Genomic DNA, 14,136 nt, shown 5'->3' on the forward strand with positions numbered 1-14,136 from the left:
AAAATTAATTATGCAAGAACTCTAATAATTTATGGATAAAAACTTTAAAATTTAACGAACCCTCGATCCAATGGTTTTACATCTCTTTGTTCTCCAAGTTCATTATCGCAAACCCTTGCACTTTACGGAAGCGGCGATCGATTAAGGGAACAATTAAAAACGAGGGGAATTACCTTGGTTGATTTACCCGATGGACAAACCCAATGGTATCCTAGAGAAAAGAGCCATAACCATGATTAATATCCCAAGAAACCGCCAATTTTTCCCAAAATAACCTTACTAAGTCGAGAGGATTGGTTAAGGAAGATTACTTGCCCCAATCTAACTTATGCTAGAATGATTATCATTACCACAGTAGAGAAGGAGCAGAATGATTATCGTGGTGACGGGGGGTATAGCTGCGGGAAAAACCCATTGGATTCGCGAACAAATCGCCAAACAGACGCAGCCAAGCCTATATTTTAGTCCCCAGACGGAAACTTTTCCCATTGATCGCCTCACTTTACAGAGTGAGTTTCCCCAGTTGTCCTGTGTTTCTAGGGAAGAAGAAGACCTTTTGAGCAGTTTATCCATGGAAAACACGGTCTATATGGAAGTACCATGGCATTTAGACACGCAATCCCTCGAAAGCTTTCTAAAACCCCTCAATTGTCATCGGGTAGCGATTACGTCTCCAGAAGAAGAAATCCCCGAAGGACAAGTGCCCGTCGATGAAATTGTCTTCAGTCCCGTCAAAACAACAATAAAAGGCGATCAATGGTTAAAAAAACGAGAAATACAGATTTATCGAGCCGTTTTAACGGGAGAAGTCCTCGATTTTTCCAGTTTAACCACTTTTTGGACAGAATTAACCCAAGGAGCCTATGGGGAAGTGCTGCGGGTCAAAAGTATCTTCGATATCATCGATGGTCAGTGTATTTATGGGGAATTTATGGATGAATGGCCAGAAAAAGACTTTCAAAGCTTAAATTTCCCCTTAAATCTCGATGGGAGACCGAATCGCTTTAGTGGGATTGAAATCGTCGGTCGAAATCTCGATAAAGCGATAATTGCCGATACCCTTAGTGATTGTTGTCTGTCCGATGAGGCACTTTTGTATTATCAACAACAATTTCAAGAATCTTTAGAGCCAGAAATGGAGTTAATCTGATGAAAATAGCCGTTTTATCCTGTATTCATGGCAATATGCCCGCTTTTAATGCTGTTTTGCAAGATTTAGACCAACAGGGTTGTCAAGAAATCTACTGTTTAGGGGATTTAGTTGGGTATGGACCCCATCCTAACCAAGTGGTGGAAAAAATCCGTCAACTGGGGATTACTACAGTACAAGGGTGTTGGGATGAGGATATCGTTGAGGGATTAAATGCCTGTGAGTGCAGTTATCCGTCGCTTTTAGCAGAAAAACGGGGTAGATTAGCTCATGAGTGGACAAATCAAATAATCACCCCAGAAAACCGTAATTATTTGTCAAAACTGCCCGAAATTTTTAAGCTAGATCACCTCTGTTTTGTCCATGGTAGTCCCCAAAGTAACCATGAGTACCTTTTAGCCGAAATGGACGCTTTTACGGCTTTAGAACGGGTTTTATCGGTAGATACAGAGGTTTTATTCTGTGGACATACCCACATCCCCTACATTCGCACTCTCGACGCGGGAAGCTTGCAAATAAAAGTGTATCAACCCGATGGGGAACAGTCGCGGCAATTTACCACACCGGTCAAGCGTATCATCAACGTGGGATCGGTGGGAGAACCGCGTCACGGTCGTCCAAATGCCACCTATGTGATTTACGATCGAGAAACGGCAGCGGTACAACTGCGAGAAGTGGCCTATAACTATCAAGAAACCTGTCAGGCTATTTTAGCATCGGGTTTACCTCCTATTTTCGCTTGGCGATTGGCTAAGGGTCTAGAATATGCGGAAAAAGCCGATGATCCGACTCATGTTTGCGAACGTTAATTTGTGATAAATCAAGAAATTATGTGGGCGATTTTAAGCGGTATTCAAGGTAATTTACCAGCCTATCAAGCGGTCTTGGAAGATATTCAGCAACGGTCAGTTACTGTAGAAAATTTATATATTCTAGGAGATTTTATCGGTGTTAATCCCGATAGTGAAATGCTGGTAGAACAAATACGTTATCCCACTAAAAATAACTTATATCCGCAGGTTTGTCGGGGATGGTGGGAAGAACAATGTCTAATTTTACACAGTTTAGGAGCAACAGGAGAACCGACGGAATTAATCGATAAACATGGAATTGATAGCACTAAACAACTCTGGGACGCAGTGTCTTTAGAAACGGTGCAATGGTTACGAAATCTTGACTTTGGTTTTGTCGAGTTGGATTGTTTATTAATTCATGGCAGTAGTGTCAGTGTTAGTGAAGAATTAACCCCCGATACTCCCCCATGGCAAATTTTAGATCGACTGCAACGGGTGGGAGTTAATAATCTATTTTGTGGTCGTGCGGGAAAAGTTTTTGATTATTCTTTACAGTCCGCTAATTTAACTAGCACTGTTACTACTTTAGATAAACGGCAACCAAGCGAAACTTTGACGATTCAAGATAAGCGTTTAATTGGGGTTGGTAGCGTTGGTAAAGAATTAAACAAAGCAGTTTACACTCTCTATAATCCCAGTAATAATTGCGTGGAGTTTAGAACCGTACCTTATTAATCTTTCTTAGATTAATAAAATATTAAAGATTAATTTAGTTGCTCTTGATTATGATACAATGGCGAGTAAAAGTAATTATTCTTGGTTAGATTAAAGACAGAATCGATGTAGTTAACTATGAGGTAATAATTATGGTGGTCACTTCAGAAGCAGCTAATCTCCAGAAATTTTCTTGGCAGTGGCAAAATCAAACTTTTGAGATTGTTTACGATATTCAAGGACAAGGCACACCAGTTTTATTATTACCTGCTTTTAGTACCGTTTCCAGTCGCGGAGAAATGGCAGGGATAGGGAAAATATTAGCGACAAAATTTCAAGTATATAGCTTAGATTGTTCTCAACTACGAACCAGCTATTTTTAAACAATTATTAATTGATTTTGTTCAATCCACTTTTAAGCAACCAGTCATTATCATTGCGGCAGGTCATTCGGCGGTATATGCCCTAAATTTAGCCAAAAATTACCCGAATTTACTAGATAAATTAGTCTTAGTTGCTCCCACCTAGTTGGGGCCATTGTGTGCCATGGAAGTCGCCCCAAAAATGCGTGATTTCTTGCGGGAAATGGTGCGTTTTCCCCTGTTAGGAGAAGGGTTATATTTTCTCAATACCACTCCTGCTTTCCTGCGTTTTATGTCTAGTCGTCATGTTTATGTAGATGGGGAAAAATTAACACCCGAATTAATTGCCCAGAAACATAAAATTACTCAACATCCTCACGCTAGATTTGCCTCAGCTGCTTTTGTAACGGGTAAACTGGATCCAGTGACTAATCGTCAGCAATTTCTCGATTATTTTGCTGGTTTAAAGCTGCCAGTGTTAGTAATTATTGCCGAAAACGCACCCCCAAAATCGAAAGCAGAAATGGAAGCTTTAGGGACTTTACCCCAAGTAAAAACGGTAAAACTACGAGGAACTCTAGGAATTCATGAAGAATATCCCATCCCTGTAACTGAGGCAATATTGCCTTTTTTAGGCTAAGTTAGGGATTAGAGTAGATTTCCTACCCGAACCGAATTTAACTCCTAGTTTTCATTGACCGACGAAAGCAGTAGTTAAACTATCATGAGTCAAAAAATGGGTCAAAAACACCGACACTTTGATTAGCAATAAAAAGTCAAACAATAGCAAACCCTAATTAATGATCGACACCGCTAACTTCTAAGCGCCAGCAATCTTTCAATAATTGAATTAATTCCCCTCTAGAGCAATGGAGAGAACGCAACACACCCAAAAGCTGAACTAAATCCTAGGGTGACTCGATCTGCACCGTCAGGGGGGAGTACATTGGACATTGACAGGAAATGCCAAGGGAAAGAAGACGATAATAGACTTCCCGTCTTTCCCCAGAGGAGAGGGGGGGGAGTAAAGGAGTTTTTCGGGGGGACTATTCATGGTGACGGGGGAAATCTCATAACTTCATTATCACACAGTTGCAAATAATTATCAATTGCTTGAAAGCTAATCGCGAGCATTCGCAGTCTCGATCGAGGGGATATTTCGAGGTAAAATCTTGGTCTTTGGCTGTTGACAGGTTTGAATAAGGGGTATAAGGAAGCTCATCTTTGGTAAGTCCCATCAGTTCGAGGAAATTTTTCTGGAAAATCCCTGTTGATTTTATTGAGAAAATAATGCAATAATTAGAGGAGAAGGTAATTCTACTAGCGGTGGTACTTATGCGGGAAGCTCTCGTCACTCGTCTATTTCAACCCCGTGACCCCCTACCCTCGCGTCTGGATGCTCTTTGGTTAATCAATCGCGGTGTGGTTAAGGTGATGACGTGGGATGAGGAAGGAGAAATCGTCATCCTCGGCTATTGGGGAGAAAATGATGTGGTCGGTCGTCCCCTATCGCAGATTCAACCCTACGAGATGCAGTGCTGCACTAGCGTTGAAGCTACTTGTCTTCCTCTTGAACGGGGTAGCAGTCTTTCCTCGGCTCTCTGTCGTCACGTTCAACAAACTGAGCATTGGCTCTGTTCCCTGCGTCGCGATCGTCCTAGGCTGCGTTTTCTGAAAACCCTAATTCAATTATCGCAAAAGTTCGGTCGTCCCGCAGAAACGGGCCAGCGTATCGATATCCGTTTCACTCATCGGGAATTAGCCGAAATGGTCGGGATGACCAGAGTGAGCATTACCCGACTCATCAATGAATTCGAGCAACAAGGTCTGATTTCTCGGACGGGAGGACATATTATTGTTTTACCTTCTGCTGACACCCAATTTCATCCTTATTAGGAGATAAACCTATGGCGATTATTCACTGGGATAAATCGATTCTGACTTTTCATCTCAAAGAAATTATCGAAGATCACGAATCAGGAGATCGAACGGCTCTCTTTGGTTTGGGAACAATTGTTATCGGTGCGGTTGTGCTGCCAGCTGCGGTCAAATTAGGCCGACCAATTCTCAAACAAATTATCAAAAGTGGCCTATCTGTCCAAGCTCGATCGTCACTGGTAAAAACTTCTACTATTCCCCACAACCCGATCAATAATTAATTGGATTGCCTCTAGTTATCCCCTTTAAAAACCTCAAAAAGCTTACCAATGATTCTAGGTTGGTAAGCTCTTTTTTTTGTCTTCAGCTTAACAATTATTTGGGAGAAAATCCCAGGACTTTCCCAGAAAAATTCAACCCTACATAACTGAGGTAAGAGACTCTTGCTGACTTGCTTGCAGATTCGATTTAGCGCGAACAGCGCGGAACATCCCAAAACGACATAAACCCCTGCCAAAGGCCAAACGCATCAGCAGAATTGTCGGCACTTCTCGGACGGATTTAAGCAACCCAGTTAGACCAAATTGCCACCAACCTTGGGGACGAATCACCCCCTGCCAAATGGTATCAATCCAAGAGGGTAGAGTGGCTGTTGTCCAGTCAGCAGTCATCACTTCCCCATCTACCAATCCCGTGGCCGCTAACTGTTCGGCAAAACCTTCGATGCTGGCAAAAGCGGGGTGAGACCACTGATCCAAAAGTTGGCGCATGACGGGACGTTCCCAGAAATTAAGCGGTTTTTGACGGTCATCTCGCTGATTCCAGTCCGCTACCACCAGGACTCCCCCTGGTTTGAGAACTCGCAGTAATTCCCCAGCAAAAACGGCTTTGTCCGGCATATGGGGACCGGCTTCGATTGACCAGACCACATCAAAACTCTCGTCGGGAAAAGAAAGGGCCATGGCATCATCGACCAAAAAGCGAGCATTTACATCTGGGGGTGTTAGTTCTTTGGCCCGTGCCACTTGTTTGGGACTAATGGTGATACCGGTAACGGCAAATCCGTAGTCCCGGGCCAGAATGCGACTGCTGCCACCAATACCACAACCGACATCGAGGAGAGTTGCACCGGCGGGTAATTTATCCAAACCGGACCAAGAGACCATTTCCGCCACAAAGTCGGCTTTTGCCGCTAGAAAGTCTTTTTTTTCTGGTGGGGAACCGTAGTGACCTAAATGGATGTGTTCCCCCCAATAATATTCTAAAATCCCGTCCTCGGTCCATTGGTCGTAGGAATTGGCCACCGAGTCCGACGATTGGTACTTGCGAGAGGAAACAAAATAGACGACGATAGCGATCGCTAGGAGTAACCCTAAAGATGATGTCACCAAAAGTATATTCATTCAATCCTGCTGGGCAAACTGACACAAAGCTTAATAACTCTTAAAGATTATATAAGCTAAACGGCGCTTAACCTGCATGATCCAATAGCTATAACCCTTTTGGAGTCTATATCGGTGATCCGAAGTAAAAGCCGTTTAGCTTAACTTTGAGGTTCTGCCGGCTGAGGGCTAACAGGGTTGAGTGACTTTGGTTACTCACCAGAAATTAACTATCGCGTAATGAGGGTTCCGAATTAACCCCACTGGGTAGAACCACTTGATGATCGCGTTCGGCTATGACTTCTGCTTTGGCCTCGGCGACGATATCCCCCAGCACTTCTGCTGTTTCGGCCAAGGAACTCTTAGTTTTTTCGTAGAGAACAACGCCAGTTTTAATCGTTGCTTTGGCGACCGGTTTCAGTAAAGAAATCACGGTGGGGGCCAACAGCAGCGCACCGATTCCGAAAACGATCGCTTTCCCTGGAGTAATTTGTGCTAGTTTTCTCGTTTGTTCTAACATCTGTGTTTTTTCCATGAGCTTTAAACCAGTGATTTTGTTGCCTTCAGTCTGTAGATAGCAAAAGTTTTTAACTTAGGAGCAATATCTACCTACGAGTACCATTATAGAATAGTTTTGGAGGGAATATTATTAAGTTTTTTTTCAAGAGAATATAGCCTAGATATTCACCTATCAGTTATTAGTGGATAGCTCAAGACTTCCCCAGATACTGACTCCTAAACCATCATAACAATCTTTGATTTTTATCGGAGGTCTAATGTCTATTATCACCCCGCCCGAATTCTTCTAATGGAAAAGAACGGGAGGAGAGAATCTTTTCTAAATCCAGTCGGTTATAGATGGCTTTAATTAACTTTTTGCTCAATTTTTTAGTAACTTTTTTGGCAATTTTATTAGCTAATTTATCATATTTACTCATGGAGTCTCCTTTTGACCTTGTAGTTGATGAAAAACCAGAGGACGCAAACTATTTAAACCGGCAATAATTGCCGTCCCGTTATGAATTGCGGTGGCTAAAAGCGGATTAAGACCGATGCTAGTGGCCAAAACGAGGGCGACTAAATTCGGGGCGACCACTAGAAAAATATTTTGTTCAATTAAAGCTTTAGTTTCTTGGGCAATAGCGATCGCCTCCAGTAAACTGCTCAGATCATTATTCATCAGTACCACGTCGGCGGTTTCTCTTGCCACTTGCGAACCCTTCTCGAAAGAAATCGACACATCTGCATAGGCCAAAGCCACGGAATCATTGAGACCATCGCCAACAAAAGCGACTGTATGGCCAGAGCGATGCAATTCTCGAACTATTTTAGCCTTTTGTTCGGGAAAAGCCTCAGCATGAACCTGGCCAAAGGGAATATTTAACGCTTGCGCCACTTCTTTCGCCCTTTGTTGATTATCCCCCGTCAACAGATGCACAGTCATGCCATAATCTTGCTGTAGGCGATCGATTAACCAACGACTATCGGCACGCAAAGGGTCAGTATAGTGGATTACCCCCTGAAATTGCCCATTACAGGCCAGATAATTGCGAGACACCCAAGCGCTGGCGGGGTTGGCTAAATCACAGCCAAATTCCTCTAAATTGACCCCTTGCTGGCGTAAAAACTTGTCACTGCCCACCAATACCTGATTACCATCAATTTCTGCCCGCATTCCTAGTCCTAACTGGTAATCCCAATCTCCCCTCGGTAAGATTTCCACACCCTGGCGCTGGGCATAGTCAGCGATCGCCATGGCGACAGGATGGGTGATCCTTTGTTCGGCCGAGGCCGCTAATTGGAGAATTCGTTCTGGGGATAAGCGGCCAGAGATAGTTTCCACTCCCACCACCATCACTTCCCCCGTGGTCAAAGTTCCCGTCTTATCAAAAACAATCGTATCGATATCTGCCAATAACTCCAAAGTTCTGCCACTGCGTACCAAAACCCCGTGACGGGTGGTATGATTCAACGCGCCTAAAAAAGCTGTAGGTAAAGATACCCGAATCCCCGTGACAAAATCGAGGGTGAGAATAGCGGCGGCCCGGGCAGCATCTCGGGTAGTGAGAAAAATTAGTGATGCTAACCCTAAAGAAGGCAAAATCAGGCGATCAGCCAGATTAGCGGCATAATTGGCCATGCGGGTATCATGGACGGGAGCTTTTTGCAGAAGTTCGATACTGGCAGCGGCGCGAGTTTGTTGACCGACTCGTTCACAGGTGAGGCGGATCTGACCGGAACGAACTAAGGTGGAGGCATAAACGAGAGTTCCTTTTCGGGCGACAATAGGCAAGGATTCCCCGGTTAGTTGCTGTTGGTCGATTACCGCTTCCCCTTGCCAGACTGTACCATCAACGGGGATGCTTTCCCCGGGATAAACCACCACTGTCTCGCCAATTTGGACAGCATCACTGGTAATTTGCTTGATTTCGCCGTCTTTTTCCACCCAAGCGTAATGACCGATTGTATCTAATAAATCAGCCGTTCGTTTTTCCGTTGCCCTAGCGGTACGATCGCGAATAATATCCCCCAGTTCATGGAGGGTGATAATCAGGGAAGGTGTCAATAATTTCCCTTGCAAACCGCTAAAAATCAGGGCTAAGAGGTCTAAACAATCGATATTTAGTTTACGCTCTCCGAAGATACTTTTCAGCGCCCGGGCCGCCACGGGAAAAGCTGCGGCCAAAAGGACGCTTCTGGCCAAGATGCTCAAACCGGGTTGGGGAAAACGTTGACAGGCGATCGCGAGGAGGGTGGCGGCGGTGGGGAGGGCAAGGTTAGACCATTCTTCTTTCCCTAGTTTTTGGGGCTTTTCTGGCTCGATCGAAGACTCGTTGGGCTGATTGAGCATTTTTTGCCAAAGCAAGCCAAAATCCCTGTTTATTTCAGGGGTGAGGGCGGGGGCATACTCGATCACCAGAGAGGCGGCGGCGGCGTTGATGCGGAAATGGGTAATGGCGGGATGGGAAGTTAATTTTTGTTCTAAGGTCTTGACAAAATGCCTATCAGATGCTAGGCGGGAAATTCGCAAGCGCAGCCGACCAGGGAGAGAGTGAACAACGCTTACGGAATTGAGGGAAAGCTTACTTAAGTTCATCGGAGTAAAATCTAGCTAGTTTCAAGATTACTGTCAGAATTGGCTAAATTAAGTAGATTGATCAGACGAAAGCCTAAATCTAACTCGGAGAGGCCGGCTGCTTCGTAGGTAATTGCCAGAGAGGCAGCGGTAGGATTAAGGCGATGACTAAGAACAATTGTCTCAGCTGCGAGGAGGTGGTTTAATCTTTTAGCAAAGGCAGCATCTTGACTTAAACGGTCGATACGAAGGCGAATTCGTCCCGGTACCGAGTGAACAATGCGACAACCCGGTATTATTTCCTGATTGCTATAATCTGGGCTTTTTTCGGCAGTTTTTGGGTTACTGGTGAAGGGAGATTTTAACTGTTGGAAAATTTGTCGCGAGATACTGGCTACGGCTAAATTAACTAATAGTGCATTAGCCCCTCGCAGTTGAAAACGACTGGTAATAAATAATCCCATTAAAACTGGAATAATCATCTCCACTTCATTATGTTCTCGCAGAAATTCGGCCAATTGTATTTGCGGATCCTCGCTGGTGGCCGATTGTGTCGAGACAATTTCTGTGTTAGTGATCATAATTTTATCTCCTACAAAAAGATAGTAAGTAGTCGTGCAAAATAAATTTTCTAGTGAAGATGGGCAAAAGGCAAAAGCTTTATCGAAATGTGTAATTAATTTTGCCTAGGTACTTATTCAACTCTTAGTTGTTTGTCCCTGTGGAATTGCCCTCAATCCATTCGTAAAAAGCCATAGATTCCGGGGGACAACGGCTGCATCCTCCGCATTTTTCTAGGGAAATCAGACGAATTCGCCCTTTTTTTAGCAAGCGATCGAGCATGGGACTTAAGGCATCCGCTGACATCCGAAAGTGTGTGGATAAGTCAGCCAGAGATGCTTTCTGATTTTTGGCAAGATAAGCCTGTATATCGGTTAAAATCATGGTTTATAAGCGAAAAAAATCGAGAAAAGTTGCTTGATTGCGGTGGGTTACGGCGAATCTAAATAATTTGTTAGTTGCCTAGCTTTTTGTCGCCTAACCCACTTTTAAAATCATGGTTTATAAGCGAAAAAAATCGAGAAAAGTTACTTGATTGCGGTGGGTTACGGCGAATCTAAATAATTTGTTAGTTGCCTAGCTTTTTGTCGCCTAACCCACCCTACTTTTAAATTGCCGGACGGTTGATTTTTCGGGGACGGAGATTTTTTAAGGTGAATAAAACCCCGACTACGGTTAAACCCATCAAGACTATCCAAAAGAGAGAAAACCCCGGATGTCGAGAAAAAGTGGCGATTTGATAGAAGGAAGTGGCAACAATATAGGCCATTCCTGTGGTCCAGAGGGCAATAAAAACAGTCCAACCGGCATTAGTTTCGCGATATACGGCCGATGTGGCCGAAACACAGGGAAAATAGAGCAGAACAAACAAAAGATAGGCAAAAGCACCCGCTTGACCATCAAATCTTCTCGCCATCGCCCCAAAAGTTCCTAAATCTATCTCTTGCTCCTCGGCAGCCGTTTTTTGATCTTGTAAATCACCAATATTCAAACCCAAGGGATCAAGCACTTGATTGGGTAATTCCGCTAAATTGGCGGGAATAGTGGCGATTCCTTCCTGAATTTGCCCCCAAAAGTCGAATTTTTTCGCCTCGGTCCCTTGATTAGCGTCCTCTTGTGCTAGTTGGCTGTAAATCGAGTTTAATGTCCCTACCATCGCTTCTTTGGCAAAAACTCCCGTAAAAATGCCCACCGTTGCCGGCCAATTTTGCTGCTCTAGTCCCATGGGTGAGAAAATAGGAGTTACAGCTTTACTGGTGGCACTTAAAACCGATCGCTCGCTGTCTTGATTGCCAAAAGAACCATCAAAACTGACGGAGTTGAGTAGTCCCAAAATCATCACCATTAAAACGATAATTCGTCCAGCTTTCCATAAAAACGCTTGCAGACGTTCCCAAGTGCGAATTAAAACTCCTTTCAGACGGGGTAGATGATAGGGAGGCAATTCCATAATAAAGTGACTGACTTCTCCCTTGAGTAGGGTTTTTTTCATCACCAATCCCGTCAAAATAGCGGCGAGAATTCCTAAGATATAAAGACCAAAAACGATGTTTTGACCACCTATGGGGAAAAAAGCCGCCGCAAATAGGGCATAAACAGGTAATCTGGCCCCACAGGACATAAAAGGGTTCATCATAATCGTCATTAAACGATCGCGGGAATTTTCCAGGGTCCTAGTGGCCATAATTGCCGGCACATTGCAACCAAATCCCACCAGCATGGGAACAAAGGATTTACCCGGCAATCCCACCAAACGCATCAATCGGTCCATGACGAAGGCTGCCCGGGCCATATAGCCAGAATCCTCTAAAATTGACAAAAAGAGGAACATAAAGCCAATTACGGGGATAAAAGTGGCGACGGTTTGCACACCTCCCCCCGCTCCATCAGCGAGCAGAGCAATGAGCCAACCCGGGGTAGAGATTTTTTGTAAAACTTGGGCAAAACCATCGACAAAGATAGTCTGGGCAGTTAAATCGAAGAAATCGATAAAGGCAGCACTAACATTGATGGTAAATAAGAACATTAGGTACATTACGCCCAAAAATATCGGAATTCCCAACCAGCGATCGAGAACAATCCGATCAATGCGATCGGACATGGTATTATTTATTTGTCCAGTCCGTTGAGTGGCTCCCTGGGTAACTTGCTGAATAAAGCCATAACGAGTATCAGCAATTAAAATATCAAGGTCTTCCCCCAAAACTTGGTGTATTTGTCGTCTATGCTTGACGATAATGCTTAATAGTTCCTGGGAGCGCAATTCTGGGGCGACGCGATCCTCGTATTGCAGTAGATTTAAAGCAGTCCATCTTGGCTCAACGATCCTTTTACTGCTATGGTCGTTAATGTAGGCAACAATCTCGTTCAGAGCTTCCTCAATTACCGCAGGATAAGCGACATAAGCGGCAGTATGGCTAATATTACTGACTAATTCCCCAATTTTTTGCTTTAATTCCCCGATTCCCTCCCCTTTAACCGCACTAATCGCCACGACAATTGCATCCATGCGAACGCTTAAGAGTTGCGGATTAACCACAATACCCCTAGTTTTGGCCACATCCATCATATTCAGGGCAATCAACATCGGTAAACGCATCTCCATGATTTGGGTAGTAAGGTAGAGATTGCGCTCTAAATTGGCAGCATCGACGATATTAATCACTAAATCCGCTTCTCCTGACAGCAGATAGTCCCTAGCGACTAATTCATCCATTCCTGTCTCCCCTTCTTCTACATCGAGGGAATAGACTCCGGGTAAATCCACCAGGGTGATATCTTCCCCGTTAACTTGAAATCGTCCCTCTTTGCGATCAACTGTTACTCCCGGCCAGTTGCCGGTGCGTTGATTGGCCCCCGTGAGAGCATTAAAAAGGGTAGTTTTGCCACAGTTAGGATTGCCAATTAAGGCGATAATCGGTTTGACCATAATTAGGATATTGAGTGACGAATAGGCTTAGATGATTAAATTTAGCTTTTTGGGTCTATTTCTTCGACGATTAAAGTGTCTGCCTCCTGTTTTCGCAGACTGAGATGAAATCCCCGCACTTGAATCTCGACGGGATCCCCCAAAGGTGCGACACGAATGACGGTAAACTCTGTCCCCGGAGTTAATCCCATTGATAACAATTTTCCTTTGTATCCTCGCAATGCTCGGTCATAACCGACAACTTTACCCGCTTTTCCTATGGGTATCTCCCGCAGAAATGTTCTTACTTCAGGTAGGTCTTTTTTAGACTCCAGTTTTTTCGGTTGACTGTCACTAACGAGGATTTTTTCGGCCATTTCCGCCCCGATAGCGATACGATTGTCTTGAATGCCAATTAAAACTGATCCCCTCGGTTGGGAGCTAATTACCTGTAATTGAATGCCGGGGTTTAATCCCATGCCTAGGAGTCGATTGATCCCTCCTGTCCCCTGAAATCCCACTAACCAGACGGTTTTTCCCATTTCCACTTGTGCGAGGGGATAGGTGGCTGTTAGATCAGTACCTATGGAGCTAGTACGTTCTGAGGCTGCCTCTGTAGCACCCCAAGGAGAAAATTGGGCTTTATTTGGCGATTTTTCCGGTTCTTCTGGTGCATTAGGTCTAATTTTATCGTCCATGCTTTTCTTATCTCCAAAGGCAAAGAAGGTCTTTCATTCAAGAGTGACAATAATTCCTTGATAGCTCATCGAGTTTACTTCAGTAGCCAAAGGGTGATAACTGCACTACTGTCAGTCTCAGTCAACGGTTTTGAAACTGTCTCGGAATTGCGATCGCTAAAATAAATGCTAATTATTCTCAATTACCAGTGTAATCCAAAAGGGGAGACAGGAACGAAAAATATTTCTTTAAAAAAAGTCACAAGTCTCCGGTAAATGGCGATCGCTGAGGGCTGAAAATCTTCTTATCCCATTTTTCTAAACTGGTGGCAGAGATGGCTGGTTAAAAAAGGCACTCATCGAAAATTTGGGTCTGAAACCCCGTCGTTCTACGACGGCTTTACTGTTAAATATTAGCGCATTTACCAAATATATGCTAAAATGTGAGACATGGAAAAAGCCTATTCTTACCGATTTTACCCCACACCCGAACAAGAGTCGCTATTGCGGCGCACTTTGGGCTGTGTAAGATTAGTTGACAATAAAGCTCTCCATCTCAGAACACAAGCATGGTACGAAAGACAAGAAAGAGTAGGATATGCTAAAACTTCTTCAATGCTAACCGATTGGAAAA

17 protein-coding genes are annotated in these 14,136 nt (G+C 44.0%); 8 read left to right on the forward strand and 9 right to left on the reverse strand.

Features of this window, described 5'->3' with window-relative positions; translation table 11 throughout:
- Positions 1-370 precede the first annotated feature (370 nt).
- From IM322_RS16035 to IM322_RS23770, 5 genes are all read left to right on the forward strand, one after another.
- Positions 371-1,150 carry a hypothetical protein gene (locus tag IM322_RS16035; protein WP_287675040.1) on the forward strand — a complete coding sequence of 260 codons (780 nt, stop codon included), beginning with the start codon at positions 371-373 and terminating at the stop codon, positions 1,148-1,150.
- On the forward strand, positions 1,150-1,959 hold the full coding sequence (locus tag IM322_RS16040) for a metallophosphoesterase family protein (protein ID WP_002742233.1): 810 nt from the start codon (positions 1,150-1,152) through the stop codon (positions 1,957-1,959). The genes IM322_RS16035 and IM322_RS16040 overlap by 1 nt, the downstream gene beginning before the upstream one ends.
- Before the next feature lie 21 nt (positions 1,960-1,980).
- Positions 1,981-2,679, forward strand: a complete 699-nt coding sequence (locus tag IM322_RS16045; protein WP_002752957.1) for a metallophosphoesterase family protein — start codon at positions 1,981-1,983, stop codon at positions 2,677-2,679.
- Positions 2,680-2,810: 131 nt separating this feature from the next.
- Positions 2,811-3,041 carry a hypothetical protein gene (locus IM322_RS23765; protein WP_502863498.1) on the forward strand — a complete coding sequence of 77 codons (231 nt, stop codon included), beginning with the start codon at positions 2,811-2,813 and terminating at the stop codon, positions 3,039-3,041.
- Between the two features lie 163 nt (positions 3,042-3,204).
- Positions 3,205-3,660, forward strand: coding sequence for a hypothetical protein (locus IM322_RS23770; protein ID WP_502863496.1), 456 nt, complete (start codon positions 3,205-3,207; stop codon positions 3,658-3,660).
- Positions 3,661-3,928: 268 nt separating this feature from the next.
- On the opposite strand, the gene IM322_RS23415 is transcribed toward IM322_RS23770, so the two are convergent.
- Complete coding sequence (locus tag IM322_RS23415; RefSeq protein ID WP_353737522.1) at positions 3,929-3,985, reverse strand: hypothetical protein; 57 nt, start codon at positions 3,983-3,985, stop codon at positions 3,929-3,931.
- Between the two features lie 370 nt (positions 3,986-4,355).
- Here IM322_RS23415 and IM322_RS16055 point away from each other — a divergent pair, with 370 nt between their 5' ends.
- Positions 4,356-4,916, forward strand: coding sequence for a Crp/Fnr family transcriptional regulator (locus tag IM322_RS16055; protein WP_287675038.1), 561 nt, complete (start codon positions 4,356-4,358; stop codon positions 4,914-4,916).
- A gap of 11 nt (positions 4,917-4,927) precedes the next feature.
- A complete protein-coding gene (locus IM322_RS16060) occupies positions 4,928-5,179 on the forward strand; it encodes a hypothetical protein (protein WP_002752963.1) in 252 nt (83 codons plus the stop codon).
- A 138-nt stretch (positions 5,180-5,317) separates the two neighbouring features.
- Here IM322_RS16060 and IM322_RS16065 read toward each other — a convergent pair whose 3' ends face one another.
- The 8 genes from IM322_RS16065 to IM322_RS16100 form a co-directional block, all read right to left on the reverse strand.
- Positions 5,318-6,301, reverse strand: coding sequence for a methyltransferase domain-containing protein (locus IM322_RS16065; RefSeq protein ID WP_287675035.1), 984 nt, complete (start codon positions 6,299-6,301; stop codon positions 5,318-5,320).
- 205 nt (positions 6,302-6,506) lie between these two features.
- On the reverse strand, positions 6,507-6,815 hold the full coding sequence (locus tag IM322_RS16070) for a DUF5132 domain-containing protein (RefSeq protein WP_002742215.1): 309 nt from the start codon (positions 6,813-6,815) through the stop codon (positions 6,507-6,509).
- A 238-nt stretch (positions 6,816-7,053) separates the two neighbouring features.
- Positions 7,054-7,218 (reverse strand): hypothetical protein, encoded by a 165-nt coding sequence (locus IM322_RS16075; protein ID WP_002752968.1) that lies wholly within the window; start codon positions 7,216-7,218, stop codon positions 7,054-7,056.
- Complete coding sequence (locus IM322_RS16080; RefSeq protein ID WP_287675032.1) at positions 7,215-9,377, reverse strand: heavy metal translocating P-type ATPase; 2,163 nt, start codon at positions 9,375-9,377, stop codon at positions 7,215-7,217. The genes IM322_RS16075 and IM322_RS16080 overlap by 4 nt, the downstream gene beginning before the upstream one ends.
- 11 nt (positions 9,378-9,388) lie before the next feature.
- On the reverse strand, positions 9,389-9,937 hold the full coding sequence (locus IM322_RS16085) for an HMA2 domain-containing protein (protein ID WP_002787210.1): 549 nt from the start codon (positions 9,935-9,937) through the stop codon (positions 9,389-9,391).
- A 124-nt stretch (positions 9,938-10,061) separates the two neighbouring features.
- On the reverse strand, positions 10,062-10,301 hold the full coding sequence (locus tag IM322_RS16090) for a FeoC-like transcriptional regulator (protein ID WP_287675029.1): 240 nt from the start codon (positions 10,299-10,301) through the stop codon (positions 10,062-10,064).
- Between the two features lie 223 nt (positions 10,302-10,524).
- Positions 10,525-12,846: a Fe(2+) transporter permease subunit FeoB gene (feoB, locus tag IM322_RS16095; protein WP_287713256.1), complete on the reverse strand. Its 2,322-nt coding sequence runs from the start codon at positions 12,844-12,846 to the stop codon at positions 10,525-10,527.
- A 41-nt stretch (positions 12,847-12,887) separates the two neighbouring features.
- The gene (locus IM322_RS16100) at positions 12,888-13,523 is read right to left on the reverse strand and encodes a FeoA family protein (protein WP_287713257.1); all 636 of its coding nucleotides are present in this window, start codon (positions 13,521-13,523) and stop codon (positions 12,888-12,890) included.
- Between the two features lie 429 nt (positions 13,524-13,952).
- Here IM322_RS16100 and IM322_RS16105 point away from each other — a divergent pair.
- Positions 13,953-14,136 (forward strand): helix-turn-helix domain-containing protein (locus tag IM322_RS16105; RefSeq protein ID WP_287713258.1); only part of this gene is annotated, 184 nt, incomplete at its 3' end.

This window comes from Microcystis sp. M109S1 (assembly GCF_020247025.1).
Lineage (GTDB): Bacteria > Cyanobacteriota > Cyanobacteriia > Cyanobacteriales > Microcystaceae > Microcystis.

What these genes read in the sequence shown, in the direction of transcription:
- IM322_RS16035 (WP_287675040.1), top strand. Translation starts at nt 371, where the DNA reads ATGATTATCGTGGTGACGGGGGGTATAGCTGCGGGAAAAACCCATTGG.
- IM322_RS16040 (WP_002742233.1), top strand. Translation starts at nt 1,150, where the DNA reads ATGAAAATAGCCGTTTTATCCTGTATTCATGGCAATATGCCCGCTTTT.
- IM322_RS16045 (WP_002752957.1), top strand. Translation starts at nt 1,981, where the DNA reads ATGTGGGCGATTTTAAGCGGTATTCAAGGTAATTTACCAGCCTATCAA.
- IM322_RS23765 (WP_502863498.1), top strand. Translation starts at nt 2,811, where the DNA reads ATGGTGGTCACTTCAGAAGCAGCTAATCTCCAGAAATTTTCTTGGCAG.
- IM322_RS23770 (WP_502863496.1), top strand. Translation starts at nt 3,205, where the DNA reads ATGGAAGTCGCCCCAAAAATGCGTGATTTCTTGCGGGAAATGGTGCGT.
- IM322_RS16055 (WP_287675038.1), top strand. Translation starts at nt 4,356, where the DNA reads ATGCGGGAAGCTCTCGTCACTCGTCTATTTCAACCCCGTGACCCCCTA.
- IM322_RS16060 (WP_002752963.1), top strand. Translation starts at nt 4,928, where the DNA reads ATGGCGATTATTCACTGGGATAAATCGATTCTGACTTTTCATCTCAAA.
- IM322_RS16065 (WP_287675035.1), bottom strand. Translation starts at nt 6,301, where the DNA reads ATGAATATACTTTTGGTGACATCATCTTTAGGGTTACTCCTAGCGATC.
- IM322_RS16070 (WP_002742215.1), bottom strand. Translation starts at nt 6,815, where the DNA reads ATGGAAAAAACACAGATGTTAGAACAAACGAGAAAACTAGCACAAATT.
- IM322_RS16075 (WP_002752968.1), bottom strand. Translation starts at nt 7,218, where the DNA reads ATGAGTAAATATGATAAATTAGCTAATAAAATTGCCAAAAAAGTTACT.
- IM322_RS16080 (WP_287675032.1), bottom strand. Translation starts at nt 9,377, where the DNA reads ATGAACTTAAGTAAGCTTTCCCTCAATTCCGTAAGCGTTGTTCACTCT.
- IM322_RS16085 (WP_002787210.1), bottom strand. Translation starts at nt 9,937, where the DNA reads ATGATCACTAACACAGAAATTGTCTCGACACAATCGGCCACCAGCGAG.
- IM322_RS16090 (WP_287675029.1), bottom strand. Translation starts at nt 10,301, where the DNA reads ATGATTTTAACCGATATACAGGCTTATCTTGCCAAAAATCAGAAAGCA.
- feoB (WP_287713256.1), bottom strand. Translation starts at nt 12,846, where the DNA reads ATGGTCAAACCGATTATCGCCTTAATTGGCAATCCTAACTGTGGCAAA.
- IM322_RS16100 (WP_287713257.1), bottom strand. Translation starts at nt 13,523, where the DNA reads ATGGACGATAAAATTAGACCTAATGCACCAGAAGAACCGGAAAAATCG.